General features: G+C 50.2%; 14 protein-coding genes and 3 pseudogenes. 10 read left to right on the top strand and 7 right to left on the bottom strand.

From position 1 onward, the window contains the following. The 5 genes from AC2FNV_RS20990 to AC2FNV_RS21010 all read left to right on the top strand — a co-directional run. Positions 1-1,178 (top strand): tyrosine-type recombinase/integrase (locus tag AC2FNV_RS20990; RefSeq protein WP_496774386.1); only part of this gene is annotated, 1,178 nt, incomplete at its 5' end. Between the two features lie 6 nt (positions 1,179-1,184). Beyond that, complete coding sequence (locus AC2FNV_RS20995) at positions 1,185-1,985, top strand: hypothetical protein (RefSeq protein ID WP_496774388.1); 801 nt, start codon at positions 1,185-1,187, stop codon at positions 1,983-1,985. A 70-nt stretch (positions 1,986-2,055) separates the two neighbouring features. Next, positions 2,056-2,256 carry a helix-turn-helix transcriptional regulator gene (locus tag AC2FNV_RS21000; RefSeq protein ID WP_496774390.1) on the top strand — a complete coding sequence of 67 codons (201 nt, stop codon included), beginning with the start codon at positions 2,056-2,058 and terminating at the stop codon, positions 2,254-2,256. Then, positions 2,253-3,131 carry a DUF7146 domain-containing protein gene (locus tag AC2FNV_RS21005; RefSeq protein ID WP_496774392.1) on the top strand — a complete coding sequence of 293 codons (879 nt, stop codon included), beginning with the start codon at positions 2,253-2,255 and terminating at the stop codon, positions 3,129-3,131. The genes AC2FNV_RS21000 and AC2FNV_RS21005 overlap by 4 nt, the downstream gene beginning before the upstream one ends. Continuing rightward, positions 3,122-4,624 (top strand): YfjI family protein, encoded by a 1,503-nt coding sequence (locus AC2FNV_RS21010; RefSeq protein ID WP_496774394.1) that lies wholly within the window; start codon positions 3,122-3,124, stop codon positions 4,622-4,624. Before AC2FNV_RS21005 ends, AC2FNV_RS21010 begins: the two co-directional genes overlap by 10 nt. Positions 4,625-4,836: 212 nt before the next feature. Here the strand turns inward: AC2FNV_RS21010 and AC2FNV_RS21015 are convergent. Beyond that, a pseudogene (locus AC2FNV_RS21015) lies at positions 4,837-4,917 on the bottom strand (IS6 family transposase); the annotation flags it as partial. Between the two features lie 103 nt (positions 4,918-5,020). Further along, a complete protein-coding gene (locus AC2FNV_RS21020) occupies positions 5,021-7,027 on the bottom strand; it encodes an adenylate/guanylate cyclase domain-containing protein (RefSeq protein ID WP_496774396.1) in 2,007 nt (668 codons plus the stop codon). Between the two features lie 284 nt (positions 7,028-7,311). Here AC2FNV_RS21020 and AC2FNV_RS21025 point away from each other — a divergent pair. Further along, positions 7,312-7,413, top strand: a pseudogene (locus tag AC2FNV_RS21025) (IS5/IS1182 family transposase); the annotation flags it as partial. Between the two features lie 19 nt (positions 7,414-7,432). Here AC2FNV_RS21025 and gltS read toward each other — a convergent pair. Then, positions 7,433-8,671, bottom strand: coding sequence for a sodium/glutamate symporter (gltS, locus tag AC2FNV_RS21030; protein WP_496774398.1), 1,239 nt, complete (start codon positions 8,669-8,671; stop codon positions 7,433-7,435). A gap of 184 nt (positions 8,672-8,855) precedes the next feature. On the opposite strand from gltS, the gene AC2FNV_RS21035 reads away from it, so the two are divergent. After that, positions 8,856-9,200, top strand: coding sequence for a hypothetical protein (locus AC2FNV_RS21035; protein ID WP_496774400.1), 345 nt, complete (start codon positions 8,856-8,858; stop codon positions 9,198-9,200). Between the two features lie 170 nt (positions 9,201-9,370). Here AC2FNV_RS21035 and AC2FNV_RS21040 read toward each other — a convergent pair whose 3' ends face one another. Continuing rightward, positions 9,371-10,501, bottom strand: coding sequence for a patatin-like phospholipase family protein (locus tag AC2FNV_RS21040; RefSeq protein ID WP_496774402.1), 1,131 nt, complete (start codon positions 10,499-10,501; stop codon positions 9,371-9,373). Positions 10,502-10,678: 177 nt separating this feature from the next. Then, entirely contained in the window at positions 10,679-11,944 is a 1,266-nt protein-coding gene (locus AC2FNV_RS21045; RefSeq protein WP_496774404.1) for an MFS transporter, read from the bottom strand. 397 nt (positions 11,945-12,341) lie between these two features. Between AC2FNV_RS21045 and AC2FNV_RS21050 the strand changes: the two genes are divergently transcribed. Together AC2FNV_RS21050 and AC2FNV_RS21055 are read left to right on the top strand one after the other, a co-directional pair. Then, entirely contained in the window at positions 12,342-13,601 is a 1,260-nt protein-coding gene (locus AC2FNV_RS21050) for an efflux RND transporter periplasmic adaptor subunit (RefSeq protein WP_496774406.1), read from the top strand. A 3-nt stretch (positions 13,602-13,604) separates the two neighbouring features. Further along, complete coding sequence (locus AC2FNV_RS21055) at positions 13,605-16,649, top strand: efflux RND transporter permease subunit (protein ID WP_496774407.1); 3,045 nt, start codon at positions 13,605-13,607, stop codon at positions 16,647-16,649. Positions 16,650-16,807: 158 nt separating this feature from the next. On the opposite strand, the pseudogene AC2FNV_RS21060 reads toward AC2FNV_RS21055, so the two are convergent. Further along, positions 16,808-16,990: pseudogene (locus tag AC2FNV_RS21060) on the bottom strand (DDE-type integrase/transposase/recombinase); the annotation flags it as partial. Between AC2FNV_RS21060 and AC2FNV_RS21065 the strand changes: the two are divergent. After that, positions 16,968-17,336, top strand: coding sequence for a hypothetical protein (locus AC2FNV_RS21065; protein WP_496774411.1), 369 nt, complete (start codon positions 16,968-16,970; stop codon positions 17,334-17,336). The pseudogene AC2FNV_RS21060 and the gene AC2FNV_RS21065 overlap by 23 nt on opposite strands. A gap of 135 nt (positions 17,337-17,471) precedes the next feature. Here AC2FNV_RS21065 and AC2FNV_RS21070 read toward each other — a convergent pair whose 3' ends face one another. Further along, positions 17,472-17,963 carry a winged helix-turn-helix domain-containing protein gene (locus AC2FNV_RS21070; protein ID WP_496774409.1) on the bottom strand — a complete coding sequence of 164 codons (492 nt, stop codon included), beginning with the start codon at positions 17,961-17,963 and terminating at the stop codon, positions 17,472-17,474. Positions 17,964-18,285 lie beyond the last annotated feature (322 nt).

The raw sequence follows: 18,285 nt of genomic DNA on the forward strand, positions 1-18,285 counted from the left end.
TCAAAGAGCCGGGCAAATATTACGACGGAAAAGGCACCGGCCTATTCCTATGGGTGAAACCTAATGGTAGCCGCTTCTGGGTTCAGCGCGTGACCATCCGCGGCAAGCGGCGCGATCTTGGATTGGGCGGCCCGCCGGTAGTTAGCCTTGCGAATGCACGCGACCAAGCATTGGAAAACAAGCGTTTGATCCGATCAGGTGGAGACCCCCTTGCAAACAAACGAAGCGCAAGGTCGGTATTGACGTTTGCTGAAGCGGCTCGAGAAACACATCAAGAACTTTCGCCAACTTGGAAGAACCCGAAAGATCGAGCCGCATTCCTGAAAACTTTAGAAACCTACATGTTCCCTCGTTTCGGGCACTTGCCTCTCAACGAGGTAACCAGCGCGGACATCCGACAAGCTATCTTGGCTGCTCGAAATAAGGCTCCCAGCGTCGCGAAGAAACTCATCTACAGAACCTCATCTGTTTTCAAGTGGGGCGTCGCAGAAGGGTTGTGTTCACAGAACCCTGCAAGGGCTGAAGCACTGGCGTTAAAAAAGGACGTACGGAAACCGGTTCCTCGGAAGGCTTTGCTCTACTCTCAAGTGGCAGATTGCATTGAAACCATCCATGCATCCGGAGCGTGGTTATCTACAAAGCTGGCACTGGAGTTCCTGATACTGACCGCCAGTAGGTCCGCCGAAGTTCGATTGGCGCAGTGGGAAGAAATTGAACCACCAAGCGGCGACACGGCGACATGTGCGACATGGACAGTCCCCGCGGAACGGGCAAAACAGAAGCGGCCTCACCGTGTTCCATTACCCTCACGCGCGGTTGAAATCCTGCGCGCCGCCAAAACGCTGGATAATGGCAGGGGGTTTATCTTCCCCAGCGTTCGCGGGCGCACACTGTCGGACATGACGCTCTCAAAACTGGTAAAAGAACTCGGCTATGACGCTGACGTGCACGGGTTCCGAACATCATTCCGCACTTGGGTACAGGAACAAACAGAGTATCCGCGAGAGGTGGCAGAAGCTGCATTGGGTCATAAACTCGGGGATGCGGCTGAACAGGCCTACGCCAGATCCGACTACTATGAAAAGCGCCGTCAAATGATGGAGGACTGGGCAAATTACCTCGGTGCTCAATCCGAAGCATTGCGAGCAGAAATGCCATCAGTCGATAAACAAGGATGATAGGAAATGAGCTCAGATGAAGAAATCTCCACGCCCAAGACAATCGACGAACCCGCTGGAAAGTCGCACTTGCTCTACGGTAGGGACCAGCGTCGCGCAATCCTTGAGGCACTCGGTCAACTGCACTTGGACGGCAATCCACTTGTACTTCATGAAGTCCTTCGGCGGTCTCAGGAATACGGCTTACCTCTCCCGAAGTGGGCAGCGACGGCGTTGATGGAACAGGAGGTTGCCCTACTCAACGACGAGAAACACGGAAAAATGGGACGATACAGACAGTCACTTAAGCCATGGGTGCGCCAGAGAACTTATCACAGCATAATGATGTGGCTTAAAGATGCGAAACTGTACAGCGGCATGCCCAGAAGTATCATAGAGAGGTGGTATAAAGGCGAAATTCTTCACCACGATGAGAAAAGCAATCTAAAGAAAAGCGAGCGTGCTCTTGACCTGAGCGTTGAGGCTTTGGCTGGAACATTTGCCTCAACCAGCCAATCTCAACTGAAAGAAACGGTTTACAAAGATCCCCTTAAAACCCAACTCAGTGAACTTATGAGTACCTTGGATGGCACATCCAATCCCAATGACTCTGAGCCGGACGACTTGGATGACCCAAAATATATCGAAAGCGTGTTTCGGGAAAAACTTGGTGAAAAGTGGGTATACGATGAATGGGAAGTTGAAGCCAAGGTTGGCCTACTTTCAGACTTCTTTGGCCCTCCAGGTCCGCCGCCATCGAATATTCAGGCTGAACTGGACAAGTTGGACAACGCACAACTTGATGGGGGTGTTTTCTCGGAAAAATAGACGGCTATATCGTTAGTCCGCATTCCGCCAGCTTCTCTTGCGTAACAGTAACAAGCAAAAGGAGCTGAACATGACTGATACAATCCTCCGGCGCAAAGAGGTTGAACACCGCACTGGGCTATCAAGGTCCACTATTTATGCGATGATGAAAAACGGTGAATTCCCGCGCCCAATCCTACTGTCAGCCCGTGCAGTCGGCTGGATGGCTTCCGACATAGATTCCTGGCTTCAAAATCGGCTTGAGCAAACTGCGCGGAGGACGATCCTATGACAGACGCGCGTGAAATAACAGAAGCTTTGGTTGGCAAATGGTACGGCCACTATGGTCTTTGCCATTGCCCCGCACACGCTAACACCGACACACCTGCGCTCACTGTCGCTAACGCCGACGACGGCAAATTCCTCGCGCATTGCCACGCAGGATGCTCATTCGAAGAAGTCATGGCAGGCCTTCGTGAACGAGGGTTCTTCGATGGTTATTCAGACAGCTCAATAAAAAATTGCGATACCGGTAATAAGTCAGTGCAATCAAGTTCACTGGATTACCGGCAGAAGCGCGCTCGAAACCTTTGGAACAGTGCATATGATCTCAAAGGAACACCAGCAGAGCAATATTTGCTATCGCGGTGCATTGAATGCCACGACATACACAACCTTCGATATGCGACAATTTGCGAACATCCATCAGGGGAGTTACTCGCTGCATTAGTTGCTCGAATTGAAGGCAGCGAAGGATCGGCAGTTCATCTCACTTATATCGACGACGAGATGGGCGAGAAAGCAGATGTGGAGCCACAAAAAGTCATGCTGGGCCCCACCAAAGGCGGAGCTGTTCGTCTCTTGGAAGGCGAAAATGGGCTCATAGTTGCTGAGGGCCTCGAGACCTGCCTGTCGATTCAATCAGGTATTTCGCCTCCCCCGTTCAGTGCATGGGCGGCGCTTTCAGCGTCAAACATGCGGTCACTTATCATACCACCCAGTCCATCCAAGCTAATCATAGCGCCTGACGGTGATACTACCGGGCGGCAAGCTGCGCATGAGCTGGCCGTACGTGCACATGCATTGGGCTGGCAAGTTTTGGTCACCAACACTCCCGATGGCATGGACTGGAACGACGTTCTTCAGGAGGGCAAATCATGGTCGTAAAAATACAAGCCATATCTAGCGCCGAGCCCTTTCAGCCGGAAGGCCCGCAACCGCTTGTATGCGAGCCACCTGAAGGTGAGTCATATCCGGTTGATGCGTTGGGCGGATTGAAAGGTATTGTGGAGGCGGTGCAAGGCGAGACACTTGCACCTGTCGCGATCGCCGCTCAGTCCGCTCTCGCCTGCGCGTCTTTGGCAGTGCAGGCACATGCGGATGTGGAAACACTGGCTGGCAATGCACCGACCTCTTTGTTCTGTTTGACGGTTGCCGTCTCGGGAGAACGGAAATCTACCGTCGATGATGTCTTCATGAAGCCTATAAATGAGTTTGAACAAGATGCCGCTAAGTACCATGTCGCCGAAATGGCCGACTGGGAAAACGAAGTCGCGGTTTGGACGGCGAAACATCAGCAAGCCTTGGACAAGGTGAAAAAGGCCAGCGGCACGGGCGTGGACTTAGCCAAGGAAGAACTCAATGACCTCAATCCTCGGCCGCAGCCTCCCGCGAGGCCGGAACTGACAGTGACAGAACCGACCTTTGAGGGTTTGTGGTTGGCTCTTAGTCAAGGGCGACCAAGCATTGGCATATTCTCTGACGAAGGTGGCCAGTTTCTTGGCGGCTACGCCATGAACAGCGAAAATCAGCAGAAATCGCTCGCGGCCTTTAACAACCTGTGGTCCGGCAAACCCATTAAAAGGACGAGACGGGGCGACGGAGTGTCCACGCTATATGGCCGTAGAACATCAATTCACTTGCTACTACAACCGGTCGTCATGCGTCGTTTCAGCGACGACGCTCTTGCGGATGATATTGGCTTCTCTGCGCGGTTTCTGACCTGCCAACCGAAGTCCACCATAGGTGAACGGTATTACTGCGACGCAAAATTCGACCCCTCTGCCAAGGCGGAGTACGAGGCACGAATGAACTCTATCCTGATGGTCCCGCTACCAATTGACGAGCATACGCGAGCCTTGAAGCCACGTCTCATGCCCCTGAGCCCAGCAGCCAAGCAGCTATTGGTTACCTTCGCTGATGAACTTGAAGAACGGCAGGCACCGCATGGTGATCTTTCCACTGTTACAGCCGCTGCTTCCAAAGCCCCTGAGCAGGCAGCGCGCATCGCGGCCGTGATGACGCTGTGGTCTGACCTGGAAGCACCCGAAGTCGGGCCCGAGGTCATGGCGGACGGCATTGCACTTGCTCGCTACTACCTCGGAGAAGCCGATAGACTGTCATCAGCGGCGACAATGACGCGGGAGTTGGCCAATGCAGAAACACTACGCTTATGGCTGCTGGAACGCTTCGAACACGACGAGGTGGTAACTCGCGACGTGCAAAAGGACGGTCCAAGTCGAAGCCTGCGCACCAGCCCTGCCGCAAGGGCGGCGCTGACGGTCTTGGAAAAGCATGGCTGGCTAATACCGCTCGAACCCGGGGTTTTGGTCAGGGGGAGAAATCGCAAGGAAGCGTGGCGTATCGTCGGCAAGGTCTGAAAATAATATGTGGACAATGCCTGTTGATTGGCATGGGCCGAAACTAAACACAAGGAGATGAATACAAATGAAAACTCAGAACGAAGAAACATTCAGCAAGCCGAGGGTCGTTATTGATTGGCAGCCCAATGGTGACCATACAATTTATGCCGATAAAGGTGTGACCGTATATTCTCGCTATGTGCACATTCCGGAGGACCGGTTATATCGCTACCACGCTCGTGAAGTAGATCTTCGACATTCCGCAACGAAAGTGGAAACCTGATGTACAGCGTCACCGCCCAGCGGATGATTTCAGGACTAGATTTGAAATACTAGAAAGAGGCAGGTTTGGTCATTCCTTAATGCTATGCAACCGCCCTGCCCCGCTCAAGCCAAGTTTTTCTGACAAGACCATCATTTGTTCTCAAAACGATAAACGCCATCCCAGTGAGAGCCCGGCGGTTTCGACGCAAAACTGCCACACCGTTCGACAAAGACATCCACGAGAAGCTTGTTAGAAGCGGTTTCTCGATGCTTTTCTAGCGCGTTCAATGCATCACCCCATTCTCCCGACTGATATAAGGCGTAGCATGCGCTCCATTCTTCGAGTTCGCGTTTTTTGGCTGCGCTCTTAAGAAACTCACCTTCGTCATCTTTTTCAGCGATCAGTTCAAAGATACGGCTAGGAAAACTAGTTCCAGCAGGCACAACAAAGTCAACTTCGCGTAGCAGAAACTTGTTCTCAACGTGAACAGCTAAAGCTGCCGATACAAGAATCTTTGTACCGTAAACTTTGTTCAACCCTTCTAGCCTCGAAGCAAAATTAACGGCAGAACCGAGCGCAGTGTATTGCAATCTCGAGAGGGACCCAACGTTGCCGACGACTACGCGACCAGTGTGTAGGCCGAAACGTGTGTGCAACGGACGTAACGGTAACGTTCCATTTTCAGAGTTTAGTTTCGCCTCGGCCCGCACACACGCTAAAGCTGCTCTGCAGGCATGAATTGGGTGATCGGTATCATCGAGCGGAGCATTCCATAGAGCCATAATGGCATCTCCAATGTACTTATCCACTGTGCCCTGATTACCGGATATCTCCTTTTCCATTGCTTCAAAATACTCGGACAAAGCAGGCATCAGAACTTCGGGTTCAAGGCCCTCTGTTTGGTGTGTAAATCCTTGTAGGTCGGCAAACATCAACGTCACGTCGCGCGACTCTCCCCCAACTTTTATTCTCTCTGCTTTTGAAAGTATTGAGCGCACAAGTTCCTTTGGGACGAACGCGCCAAAACTCGACAGTCCAGCCTTCATACTTGCAACAGCTGCTTCGAGTTCCGCAACTTCCTGAATATTTGATTGTAGTTTCAGGTTTTCATTTAGTTCAAAGTTGCTGACTTTTCTCGCTTCCGTTGCCACTCGCACAAGGTTTTTGCTCAACAGACGAGCGATAACAAAGGTCAACACTACGGCCAGAGCCAAAGCAAGTAAGCCGATTTGCATGGCCTGAGTCGTATTTCGTTTTATTCCTCCTATGAAATCATCTTCGGGCACTATCAGTCCGAGTGTGGGTTGTGCACCGAAGATCTCAGGGATCGGCATCACAGATGCGATATAGTTTCGTTCGTTAGATTCTAGAACTAGGCGAAAAAAATCTTGCTGGTTTATGCGCCAATTCTTGATGACACTGTCAATAATTTCGCTGTTGCCTTCAATCGTTTCGTTTGTCTTGGAACTTACGAAACGGGCCTGCCCCCCTTCAAAACGCGTGTTAGTGTACGAAAGTAGGCGACCTTCGCGATCCAGCATAAAAACCAAACCATTATCGCCAATCCTGATGTCATCCAGGATTTGCGAAAGTGCCGACATCGTCATGTCGAGTGCAACGACACCAATCAATTCACCGTCATCATCAACTACGGTTTTTGAGAACGTTACGCCCAGACGCCCCGTGCTCTCAAATTGGTAGAGCGGAGTGACGTAGACTCCGGTTTGCTCTAACGCCCCGCGATACCACGGGCGTGTTCGAGGATCGTACTTTGTGGTTGCGCTGAAAAATGGTGTGGACGGCGCAACGCTGTCGTACCAAAAGTAAGTTTCGACGCGCGCGCCAGATTGTTCGGAAATCACTCGTTGGACGCGATCTACTCCTTCCGGCACGGCAAAGGCGCCTGGACCAAAAGTTTTCCATTTTTTTGGAAGGCTTATATTCTGAAAGAAATCTCCGGACTTTTCATCACCAAAATACAAGCCATAGTAGTGCTCATTACCTTGCATCTGAGAATAGAGCACATCTAAACCTGCACGTGTGCCAGCATATTCCGCGAAATTTGAAAGAAAGACGGACGCTGAAGATACCACACTTCCCGCACCGCGTATTACGGTTAGCATCTCATCGACTGACTGACTTCTGGCATCAACCATCCGTTCTCTCGCAGTACGAATGGCGAGTTCTCTATTGCCAAAATAAAGAACGGCAACAAGTGTTGTTGTTACGACCAACGTAAGTAACGTGAATATAGTCGCTACGCCGATATGAAGACGTACTTTCATACCGTCAATAAGTTAAAATTTGGCAATAGAAGTCCAGCCGCTCGTCGTCTCAAAAAGGAGAATCTTGAGTACATTGCTCTCTTAGGACAAAAAAATATTGGCACCAGCATTCTTCCTTGGCTCTTTTAGCGCTTTTGGTTCGCCCAAACCTAACACTAAAGGACGGCATGCAACGCGTCGCAACTCGATACAACCGGTGCCCAGCGACGCTCATCACCGTTATCGCTTTGGCAACAACAGTAATCTTCTCGCTATGAAGCTCAATGCAGCCAGACCCTAAGGTAGGTTCGAAACGAACATTTGGATAATAAATGCATTAGCAATATCGACAAAGAAAGCTGAAACCAGCGGAAGCACAATGAATGCAAGCGGAGATGGGCCATACTTGTGCGTCACTGCAGTCATGTTTGCGATAGCCGTTGGTGTAGCTCCAAGAGCGAAACCCGCGAAACCAGCCGACATCACGCCAGCAAAGTAGTTTCTCCCCATCGTTCGATAGACAACGAAAATGATGAAAACAGCAGCAGCGGCAGCTTGAAGCGTCATAGTAACGGCTAAAACGCCAGCGGAACCCGCCAAAGTCCAAAGTTGCATACTCATCAGCGACATTGAAAGAAACACCGCTAGAGAGAAATCTTGCAACAGTTTTAAAGAGGCAGTCCCTGTTGGTGTCTTGATCTTTGGAAAAACTCTGGGCGTTAGGTTTGCAAGTAAAATACCAGAAAGAAGGCATGGCACGAAGAGTGGCAAGTTTGCTCCGGTCAGTTCCAGCGATTCATCTGCAATGTAACCAATCACAATTGCCACATGCGTCCAAAGAATGGCTCTCATCATTCCAGGATTCGTCGGACCACCAGTTGGATCGGTTGAAGCAACCACCTCACTGCCTTTTTCGTTGGAATTGGTGGCCGCAGTTTTCTCCCTCGCATTTTTTGGTTCTAGTTGGTCGCGGGCGATCAAATAGCTGGCGATTGGACCACCTATCAGGCTCGCCATGATCAACCCGATCGTCGCCGCAGCTATACCGAGTTCTGCTGCGCCCGCTACAGCGTATTGCTCTTCTACCACTGGGCCCCACGCTATGGCGGTACCGTGACCACCAATTAGAGATGTTGTGCCCATCATCACACCAGCCTGAGATGGCAACCCAAACAGTGTAGCTCCGACAACGCCTATTCCGTTCTGGATAAACATGTACCCAATTGTCAGTACAAGCATAAGGCCCAAAAGCGGTCCGCCTTTAATTAGGTCCGAAAACCTCGCATTAAGCCCAATTGTGGTGAAAAAATAGATCAGCAAAGAATCGCGCGAAGCCAGATCATAAACTACTTCTCGCCCGGTCGCAGTCACCACGCCTAGCGTCACAACTGCGGCCAGCAAGCCCCCGGAAACCGGTTCGGGGATTGAGTACTTGCGTAAAAACTCAAACTGCTCTGTGAGCCTTGAACCGAGAAAGTACACAACGATGCCCAGTGTCACAGCAATAAAACTATCCACCACTATCGGTTCTGCCATGAACAGACTCCTAACTTCTCCGCAAGACTATTGCGCCTTTGACAAGTTACGCAGACGCATCCAGAATTGATGGTGCGACGGTAGAGCATGATTGAACATGGGTGCAACAAAACGATCCTGCTGCTAAACTTGGCTAACCCGAAAAACAATCATCCACGTTATGTAAAACAAAAGGGCTATCAACGTGAAACACTTGATCACGAGCGCTATCTGTATCGTAATTCCAGCTGTAGCTGGTGTACCTTCAATCGCAGATGAAAAGACACATTCTTACATCTTCTTAGGTGAAGAAACGATCCTGACGGACACCGAAAACTGTGTCTATAAAATTATGGAACAAGGTGTCGAAGTAGAAGAAAGTGAAAGCCAAGTGTTCCACGAATTGGCTCAGGGAATTATCATTATTTATGCGCAAAAATATGTAAACTACAGAAACAACGGAAAAGTACCAGATTCATATACCGAGGAAGAAGCGGATATATTGCAGTCAGGTGAGATAGACGAGTTTTTTGAACACTGTTTCGAGTGAAGAAAAGACGATCAGAAAATTTTTGAGAATTTGTTTTACCTTCTTGGTCGTTAGGATTGGTATCTGATTACGGTCAGTTTCACTAATTTACGGAGCTAGTTATATTGCGGCAGAGGATTAGTTCATGGCCAGCCCATCGGGTTTTCCACAAGCGACAACAATCCTTTGGTCTACCTAGGAGGCTGATCGCTCCAGAGTGCCCCCGAATTGAATCGCTGATAACCGTAGTCAAACAGCGCTCGCATGTATTCCGGATCGAAAGGCTCAGATAGAGGAAAGTCGAAATCCGTACCGATCCAAGTGGCTCGGTATTCGGTTCCTCTCTGTCGGCTTAGTTTGTACGCAATCGTGAGATCATCTACGCCTTGTGCTTTGATCAGTGTAGAAAGCGAACGTGCAGATACATGGAAAACCCGCGGTTTTATTACTTTAAGTTCTGGCTCAACTTTGCCGTTTCGGATCGCATATAACTTGCCACCGCGAGCATATTTACTCGGGATATCCCATCCGGGCACGTAAGCGGTTTGAGAATAGACACCACCATCAACGTGAAGTTCATCCCGAACACCGTCCTGAGTTTCGACGTCGATTAGAACGGGAGGGAAAACGCCTGGTATTGAGGCGGAGGCTAGCAGCACGTCTCTGAACACCTTTTTTGCATTTGGTGACTGGCTATTTGCGATGACGCCCAAGTCCCAAAGCACCGGCCTTTGTGCGTCCAGACTGACCGATTGAACCAACAAGCGCCGGCCGCGACGATGTTCGTTGGCAATTTTTGCAAGGAAATCGTCAGTAATGTAGCTTTCAATAAGTTGCCTTAGTGGGTCAGAACTCTTCACAGAAGCACCGCTAAGGATCCCAGTAACGAACCTTCCTCTGAAAATCCGGGACGGTGGCAGCCCACCATATAGGTTTTTGAGCTCATCGTCATAATCGCTTCCCAGAAAGGCGAAGGGCGCCGCCAACGCGCCTGTAGAAACCCCTGTGACTGCCATAAACCTTGGACGAGTGCCGGCTTCGCTCCATGCGTTAAGAATACCGGCGGCGAAGGCTCCATCTTCGCCCCCCCCCGACAGTGTTAGTGTGTAATCTGAAGAAACCCCAGATGCTTGTCGCTGGCGTTGAGCGGTTTCGAGAAGCTCACTAATATTGGCCGGAGCGACATCGGCCCAATAACGAGCACCTTCGATGCCTGGGACTTGTGGGTTCTGGAGATCAGTAGCGCTTACTGGAGACCTCGAAATACTTGAGCAAGCCACTTGGAAAAGCAGCAGGAAAACAAAGAGTTTTCGCCAATGCATGCGTCCCATCTCCCCCACGACTAACTTTCTTTGACTAAGCTAAGACAAACGCCAAGATCATTAACATGCACCACGTCTTTTGATCGTCGTTTCAACCTTAAGCGTGCATTGTATTTTCCCATCGATATAGTCGCATTCAAATTGAGCCAAACAATTGAAAACGTGCTTTTCATGGCATTAACGTTTCTCAGAAGGGACCATCTCTGTACTGGTTGGTAGAACGTCGGTGTGAGACGTTTGCTCAGCACGAGACACAGGCTCGACTGACCATATCCTCTTTCCCAAATACAAAGCAAAACCCAACATGACAGCAAAATTCACCCAATAAAGCGCGATGTCACCGAAGTAGGTGGTAACGGTATTCGCGATCAGGGGACCGGTTATGGATCCTAAAGTCCAAACCAATAGCATCGTCACCGCCGCCGAAGACACAAAGACCGGAACCGTTCGGTCCAGCGCGTGCGCTACCAGCAAAGAATAAAGGGTGAGCAAGCTTCCGCCCAGCAACAGCAGTATTATGCAAAGGATTACGAAACCGATTGAGTTGTAGTCAAATGAATTGACGCTATGGTCGTATTCCACGTCGACCAAAAACCCCATAACAAAAAGAACAATTGTTGCGGTGACCGATGCAATCAAGATTACTATCCGGCGATCCATCTTGTCGGATAGCCGACCAAGCGGAAACTGAAAAAGAACACGCCCGAGATAGATTAAGGCGACCATAAGGGCCACATTTACAATCTCTATCCCGAGCTGGGCAGCGTTGTAAGGAACAACGCTCAACAGCGTTGTAGACACCATACCGATAGCAAAAACACCCACGGCCGCAGCTGGTGCGTCTTTGAACAATCCACGCACCCGAATAGGTACCGGGGCGTCATTGCTGGGCGGCGTTGATCGAGTAGTAGAGATAACAACAATCGAAATGCAGTAAAACAAAGCGACATAGACGAATGCCTCTCGAATATCCCCGGGTACTACAAAAACCAAAAACTGACTGAATACCGCCACTATGCCTACGACAATCGAATAGACTGCGAGCACACTCCCGCGGGTCTTTTCCTCTGCGGTTTCATTCAGCCAAGTGTCGCCGATCGAAAATAGCCCTGCAGTCGCCAAACCGGTTAGGAAACGCAAAAAGACAAGAAATGGCGTATTGGTGGAAACAGAAAATAGTATGGCAACAGCTATTGCAACAGCCGCCCCAGAAGCGAATGCACGGATATGGCCAAAATCAACAATGAATCTTGCCACGACAAAACACCCGACTAAAAATCCCGCGGAGTATGCCGACGCCGCCATCGAAGCATCTTCTTGTGAAGCTCCAATCTCAGAGAACGCGAGTGGCACCAAAGTGCCCGATCCAGCAGTGGCCAGCTGAACAGCAGCCATTGATATGAAGAGTGATTGAAGATTGAGAACTTGGTTTCTGATTGCCAATGCACTTTAGCTCCAAGTTGCGGCGAGTCTCGCTCAGTTTTTCCTACTTCTCGCTTCTACTCAAGTAGACGCGCAGTATCTCCCAGAAAATAACGCTATTCCTATAGGTTCTTAAGATTGAGTTTTACTCAAACCGAAAACCGCCGGACGCTATATTGGAACTTCAGGCTTTAGCGAATTTGGTATTTTAGCCTGCTTTTAGCTACGAACTGTAAAACAACAATAAACTGTGCCTATATAACCGATATTTATGTTGAGCCATTTTGGCTCGAATTTATTTGTTAAAATCTACTGATGCGGGCAGAGTTGGTTCGAACGATCTCTTTTTCACGAAGCTTCTTGCGCCCCGTGCGAGTGCCCAACAAGCGAGCAGCTTCGAAAAAGCAGGGGAACAGGTATGCAATTGAATTTCCTGGGGACATTGGCGGCTGTTTTACTTGGTGCTTTTCCCATCGTGACCGCAGCAAAAGATACCCCCGTAACGGTAAGACCAGCAAAAGTCTTCACTGTTGTTGAAGCCTCATCTGCGTTTGAAAGAATTTATCCTGCAATTATCTACCCTTCGAGGGAAGTGGAACTTTCTTTTCGAGTCAGTGGACGCATTATTGAATTACCGATTAGGGCTTCCAGCAGTATTGTAAAAGAAGGCGTTGTTGCACAGCTAGACACTCGAGACTTTGAAGTCGAAGTGGCAAGACTTGATAGCCAACTAGAAGAGGCCGAGGCGAATTTAGTAGTGCTGAGGTCAGGCGCACGCCCTGAAGAAATTACAGCTTTAGAAGCCGCGGTTCAGGCGGCTCAAGCCAAACGAGATCAAGCTCGGGAAGAGTACATCCGCTCAACTCAGCTTTTGGAGAGGGGTGTAATCCCTACTGCACAGTACCAGCAACGTGAGGCTGCCTTTCGTCTGGCAGAAGCCGAGCTGGTCTCACAAGAAGAGCAGCTGACAATTGGTCGAGTCGGTGGGAGGCCCGAAGAGATAATTGCTGCAGAAGCGGCGATCCGTGGGCTTAAAACACAAATTCAATCGGCAAAAAACAATCTTTCTGATACTACACTTCGAGCGCCATTCGATGGGACGATTGCCAAGCGCAACGTGGACAACTTCCGCAATGTCCAAGCCGGTGAAACCATCGCCTTAATTCAAGATCTTTCGACTGTGGATGTAAGTTATGACCTGCCCGGCGCTGACATAATCGCAATGTCGTCAATAGGCTTCGACAATGTTGTAAGTATGGTCACGTTTGACTCCTTGCCGGGCGTAGAAATGAATGCAGACCTTGTCGAGTTTACTACACAAGCAGACGCAGCGACGCAAACCTATCGTGGCCGTCTATCAGTAACCCCGCCTGAAGACTTGGTTGTACTGCCAGGAATGGTAGCGCGCGTGATCATTAGAGCGGACGTGCAAAGCGACACACAGGTTGTGGTTCCAATTTCAGCACTGGCGGCAAGCCCGGACGGTTCCCCTTATGTCTGGCTATTGGATGGATCCAGCAACACCGTTGAGCGTCGACCAGTTGAATTGGGGGAAATATTTGACGACTACGTGTTCGTTAAATCGGGCCTTGAGGAAGGACACAGGGTTGTCAATGCAGGCTTGAGCGAACTTCAGGATGGAATGGTAGTTCGCCCGATTTCAAAAGTTGGTGAGTAACAAATGGATCTCGCTAGATTTGCAATTGAGAAGCGCCTAATTTCGGCATTGGTGACTATTCTAATCCTGTTGGCCGGCTATTTTGCTTATTTAACACTTCCTCGTTTCGAAGATCCTGAGTTCATAATAAGGCAAGCTCAGGTGATAACACCTTATCCGGGTGCCACTGCAGAAGAAGTCGCGGAAGAAGTCACCGAGGTCATTGAGAATGCTCTACAAGAGCTCCAAGGGGTAGAAGAGGTGAAGTCAGTCTCCTCACCCGGGCTTAGTACTGTAACCGTCGAATTTACAATCCCAACGACGCCGGATTATCCGTCGCTTCATGCTAGATTTGCACAATTGCGCGCAAAGATACTTGACGCTCAAGCGAGTTTACCGCCGAACGCACTCCAATCCCAGGTCTACGACGACTTCGGCGACGTGTATGCCTTGTATTTCGCGATTGTCGGCGATGGCTATTCAATAGCCGAGCTTCACGAGTACGCGAAAGAACTTCAGAGGGAATTGGTTGCCGTCGAAGGTGTTTCTAAGGTGGTTTTGAGCGGTGAACAGAAAGAAGCAATCTTTGTGGATTATGCACCAGCGAGGTTAATTGAGCTGGGAATTTCACCACAGCAAATTGGGCAAGTTCTGGAGGGACAGAACCTCGTAGCGCCCGCGGCTTCCATCAAGTCCCAGTCGCGTCGCATAGAGATACGGCCGTCCGCAGCAGTCGCCTCAATTGACGCTATCAAAGACCTAGTCGTTTCTGTGCCGAGTAGCGGTGCATCATTTCGACTTTCAGATATCGCAACCGTGTCGCGCGGTTACGTTGAACCCGCAAGCCCCCTACTTTTTCGGGACGGTCAGCCTGCAATTGGAATTGGAATATCCAATAGCCTGGGCGGAAACGTTGTGAACATGGGCGAAGCGGTGAAGCAACGGATAAACGAGTTGGAGAACCTAAGGCCAATCGGAATCCAGATTTTACCAATTTCTGATCAGTCTGCTTCAGTAAAGGAGTCGATCAACGACTTTGTCATGAACGTGGTTTTGGCGCTCATCATTGTTGTAGGCATCTTGCTTATTTTTATGGGGTTAAGATCCGGAATACTCATGGGAGGTATTCTGTTGGTCACAGTCGCAGGCACGCTTGCCGGTATGCAGCTCTTGGGGCTCGACATGCAGAGGATCTCGCTAGGCGCGTTAATCATTGCGCTCGGCATGCTGGTTGATAACGCTATTGTCGTTGTCGAAGGTACGTTGGTCCGCGTGCAACGCGGTGAAGCCACCAGCGACGCTGCTATCTCTGTCGTAAATCAAACCAAATGGCCGCTACTTGGAGGAACAGTTGTAGGGCTGTTGGCGTTTTCCCCAATTGGCTTTTCACCGGACGACACCGGAGAATACGCCGGGAGCCTCTTCTGGACCATTTCGATTTCCTTGCTCTTTTCGTGGTTGGTAGCGATATGGCTAACGCCCTATTTTTGCACTCTGCTGCTGAAACCAACCTCGGAAAAACCGCCTGCAGAGAATGCTATTCTCCGTGCATATCGTTCGCTCCTCGCTTATGCGATCCGATCCCGGTACCTTACGGTGGGACTTATTGTAACGCTCTTTCTCTCTGCAATCGCAGGGTTCGCGTTAGTACCGCCGGGTTTCTTTCCCAACAGCACCAGGGCGCAATTTGTGGTGGACTACTTTTTGCCAGAGGGAACTGACATTGAACAAACCAGTCAGGACATGCGAGAGATTGAAGCGCATCTCTTAACTCTACCAGGTGTCACCTCCACAAATCTTTCCGTGGGCAGCGGGCATTTACGCTTCATGTTGGTATACGTCAGTGAAGACCAGAACCCCGCCTATGGTCAAATTTTGGTGGACGTGGAGGATTATCGGCAGATCGATGCATTACAGCCGGAAATTCAGACTTGGATCAACCAAACCTACGCTGACTCATATGCAAAAGTTTGGAAGTTTGTACTGGGCCCTGGTGGTGGATCGAAAATTGAAGCTGAATTTTCTGGACCCGATCCCGTTATGCTTCGCGAACTCGCCGAACAGGCAAAACTGATATTCGCTGAAATCGGTGCCATCGCGATAAAAGACGACTGGCGCGAACAAAAGCAGGTAATTCAACCAGTTATTGACACAGAAAACGCCCGTAGGCTGGGTCTCACCCAAGCGGAAATATCCAGGGCAGTTTACTGGCATCAAGTAGGGGCGCCAATAGGGATTTATCGCGAAGGCGACAACCTCTTGGACGTAGTTATGCGCCCATTCGAAGCAGACCGAAACAATATCACTGACCTAAAAAACATCCAAGTTTATAGCGATGTAGCCGGAGGGTACATTCCAATATCCCAAGTTGTTGACCGATTTGATCTTGTTTTCGAAGCTGGGAACCTTAGGCGCATTGACCGCAAGCTTGCAATCACCGCACAAGCCGATAATGCACCAGAAGTACTCTCAGGCGACCTTTTCGCTCAAGTCCGACCACTTGTAGAGGCAATCAATTTGCCAAGTGGGTATTCTCTTGAATGGAGGGGTGAGTATGGGGACTCGCAAAGTGCAAACGACGGTTTGGCTTCGACTATGCCGCTAGGGTTCGGAGCGATGATTGTCGTTGTTTTCTTCTTGTTTAACGCAGTCCGTCAGCCACTGATCATATGGATGACAGTACCACTGGCTCTCATTGGAGTCGTATGGGGGCTTGCGGCAACCAGAACGCCGCTCGAATTTATGGCAATACTGGGTATTTTGTCTCTAACGGGGATGCTAATCAAAAACGCTATCGTCCTTATTGACGAAACCGACACTCAGATTGCTGGTGGAAAACCTCGACTACAGGCTGTTGTCGACTCAGCTGTTCTACGCGTCCGCCCAGTGTCACTGGGAGTACTTACTACTGTTCTTGGAGTAATGCCTTTGCTGTGGGATCCGTTTTTCGAGTCACTCGCAGTGGTGATCATCTGCGGTTTGAGTTTTGCGACCGTTCTTACACTGATCGTAGTCCCAACTCTTTACTCAATCTTCTTTAGAATAGATGAACACGAAACAGAAGCTTAACTACTGCAATTTCATTGTAACCGCAAAGCACGACAACCAGAACTTAACACCACAAGAACCCTGCAAATTGTGTCTAATCGCCATGCCTATTATGTCTCCAAGCAGCTGATCAGAAACGGAGCCGATCCGACCGGATAGCGCTTGCCTGGGCGCAAGTTGTAGGATGCAAAACGACCCGCAACGATCTCTTTGTCACAACTATGCCGCTTCATTAATTTCTTGAGGAATTTCAATGCTGCAGCTTTGTTTCTACGCTTCGTGACGACAGCTTCGAGCACCTCACCTTCATGATCGACTGCGCGCCAGAGATAGTGCTTCTTGCCATTCATCTTCATGAAAACCCCGTATGGAACCACCAAGGCGGCGCTGGACCGAGCGACCCTCGCGCTCTCACGCGAAGTGCAGGAGAATGGGATTTTCGTGAACTCCATGCGGCCAACGGCCATCGTGCTAACCCCTGGCGCGGACTTTACGCGGACGATCGCCAAGACCAATCCGGACATGCTCGAGCCGGTCGAAATGATGGCTGAGGGTGCGCTTGAGTTGTGCACTGGGCGCCATGTGGGGAGGGTGATCGCGAGCCGCGAGATCATCTATTGCGTGGGTGGCAAAGTGCACAGTCTGGATGGAAAAACCGTACTGGGCGACGCATTCCTGCTCGGCGACCCGGAGAACAGTACGGGCTGACACCTTGGTCACTGTCCTGCAGGTCGGCCAAATTGCAGGTCGTTCCGAAAAGCAGAAGCGACACGGCAGGATTCTGAAGAGACGCTGGCACTCATCTGCTAAGTGATCCTCTGGTAAGCCAATTCAGCATGTCTATTAGAAGTCTGCGTCTGGTTCATCGATTATCGGCCACCACACGTGGTTTTCCAGCATTTGGAAATTCGCTGAATCCGGACCATATTTCTTTCTATACACTTCGAGTAGTTTGGCGTTCATGCGACGCCCGCCACGAACGAACTCGGAAATCTCTCGGTGAAAACTGACGTTGAATGCAATTTGTAGTTCGATAATCTGAACACCTTCCTTCGTACGCTCAATCGCTTTTCCGGCGGTCAAGATGTCGAGTTGCCGGCGAACGGTCGTTTGTGGCAAGTTCGTGTATCTCGCAAGCGCGCGCGTGCTCCAAGGATGGCGATGTATCAACAAGGCCTGATGCACCCGTTGTAGCGGTTCAGTGTAGTTGAACCAATCAAATGTGACCTTCCATCGCCGCCACAAGCGTAGCTGGTTTCGCTCAGTCTCGGTGTAGTCCATCTCCATGTAGAATAGATTTATCACAGTAAAGCAATGCATCAAGGAATTCGCCATCACTTATCCTGACCGTGATTACGCTCGTGGAATCTTCCTTGGTCAACATAGACCAAAGCCGTCGAGGGCCTCCGCTCAAATAATCTGAACGACGTTAGTAACAACGACGACTGGCGTGTCCGGAACGTGGGTGACGGTACTATATGCAATAATGGGCAAAGAGCCTGTCGTCAGATCCGGTCAGGCTCGGTCCACAACAAATGGCTTGAAGGGTGCTGTCAGAAGAATTCGAACCAGTCTCAGCTTAGCCGGTAGAGTTGTCCTTTACTCGGCACAAAGATTGCGCCACTCAGCAAGAGCGGCGCTGCGTGTCAGCTTGAAG

The sequence above is a fragment of the Ruegeria sp. BHSA163 genome, from assembly GCF_059613365.1.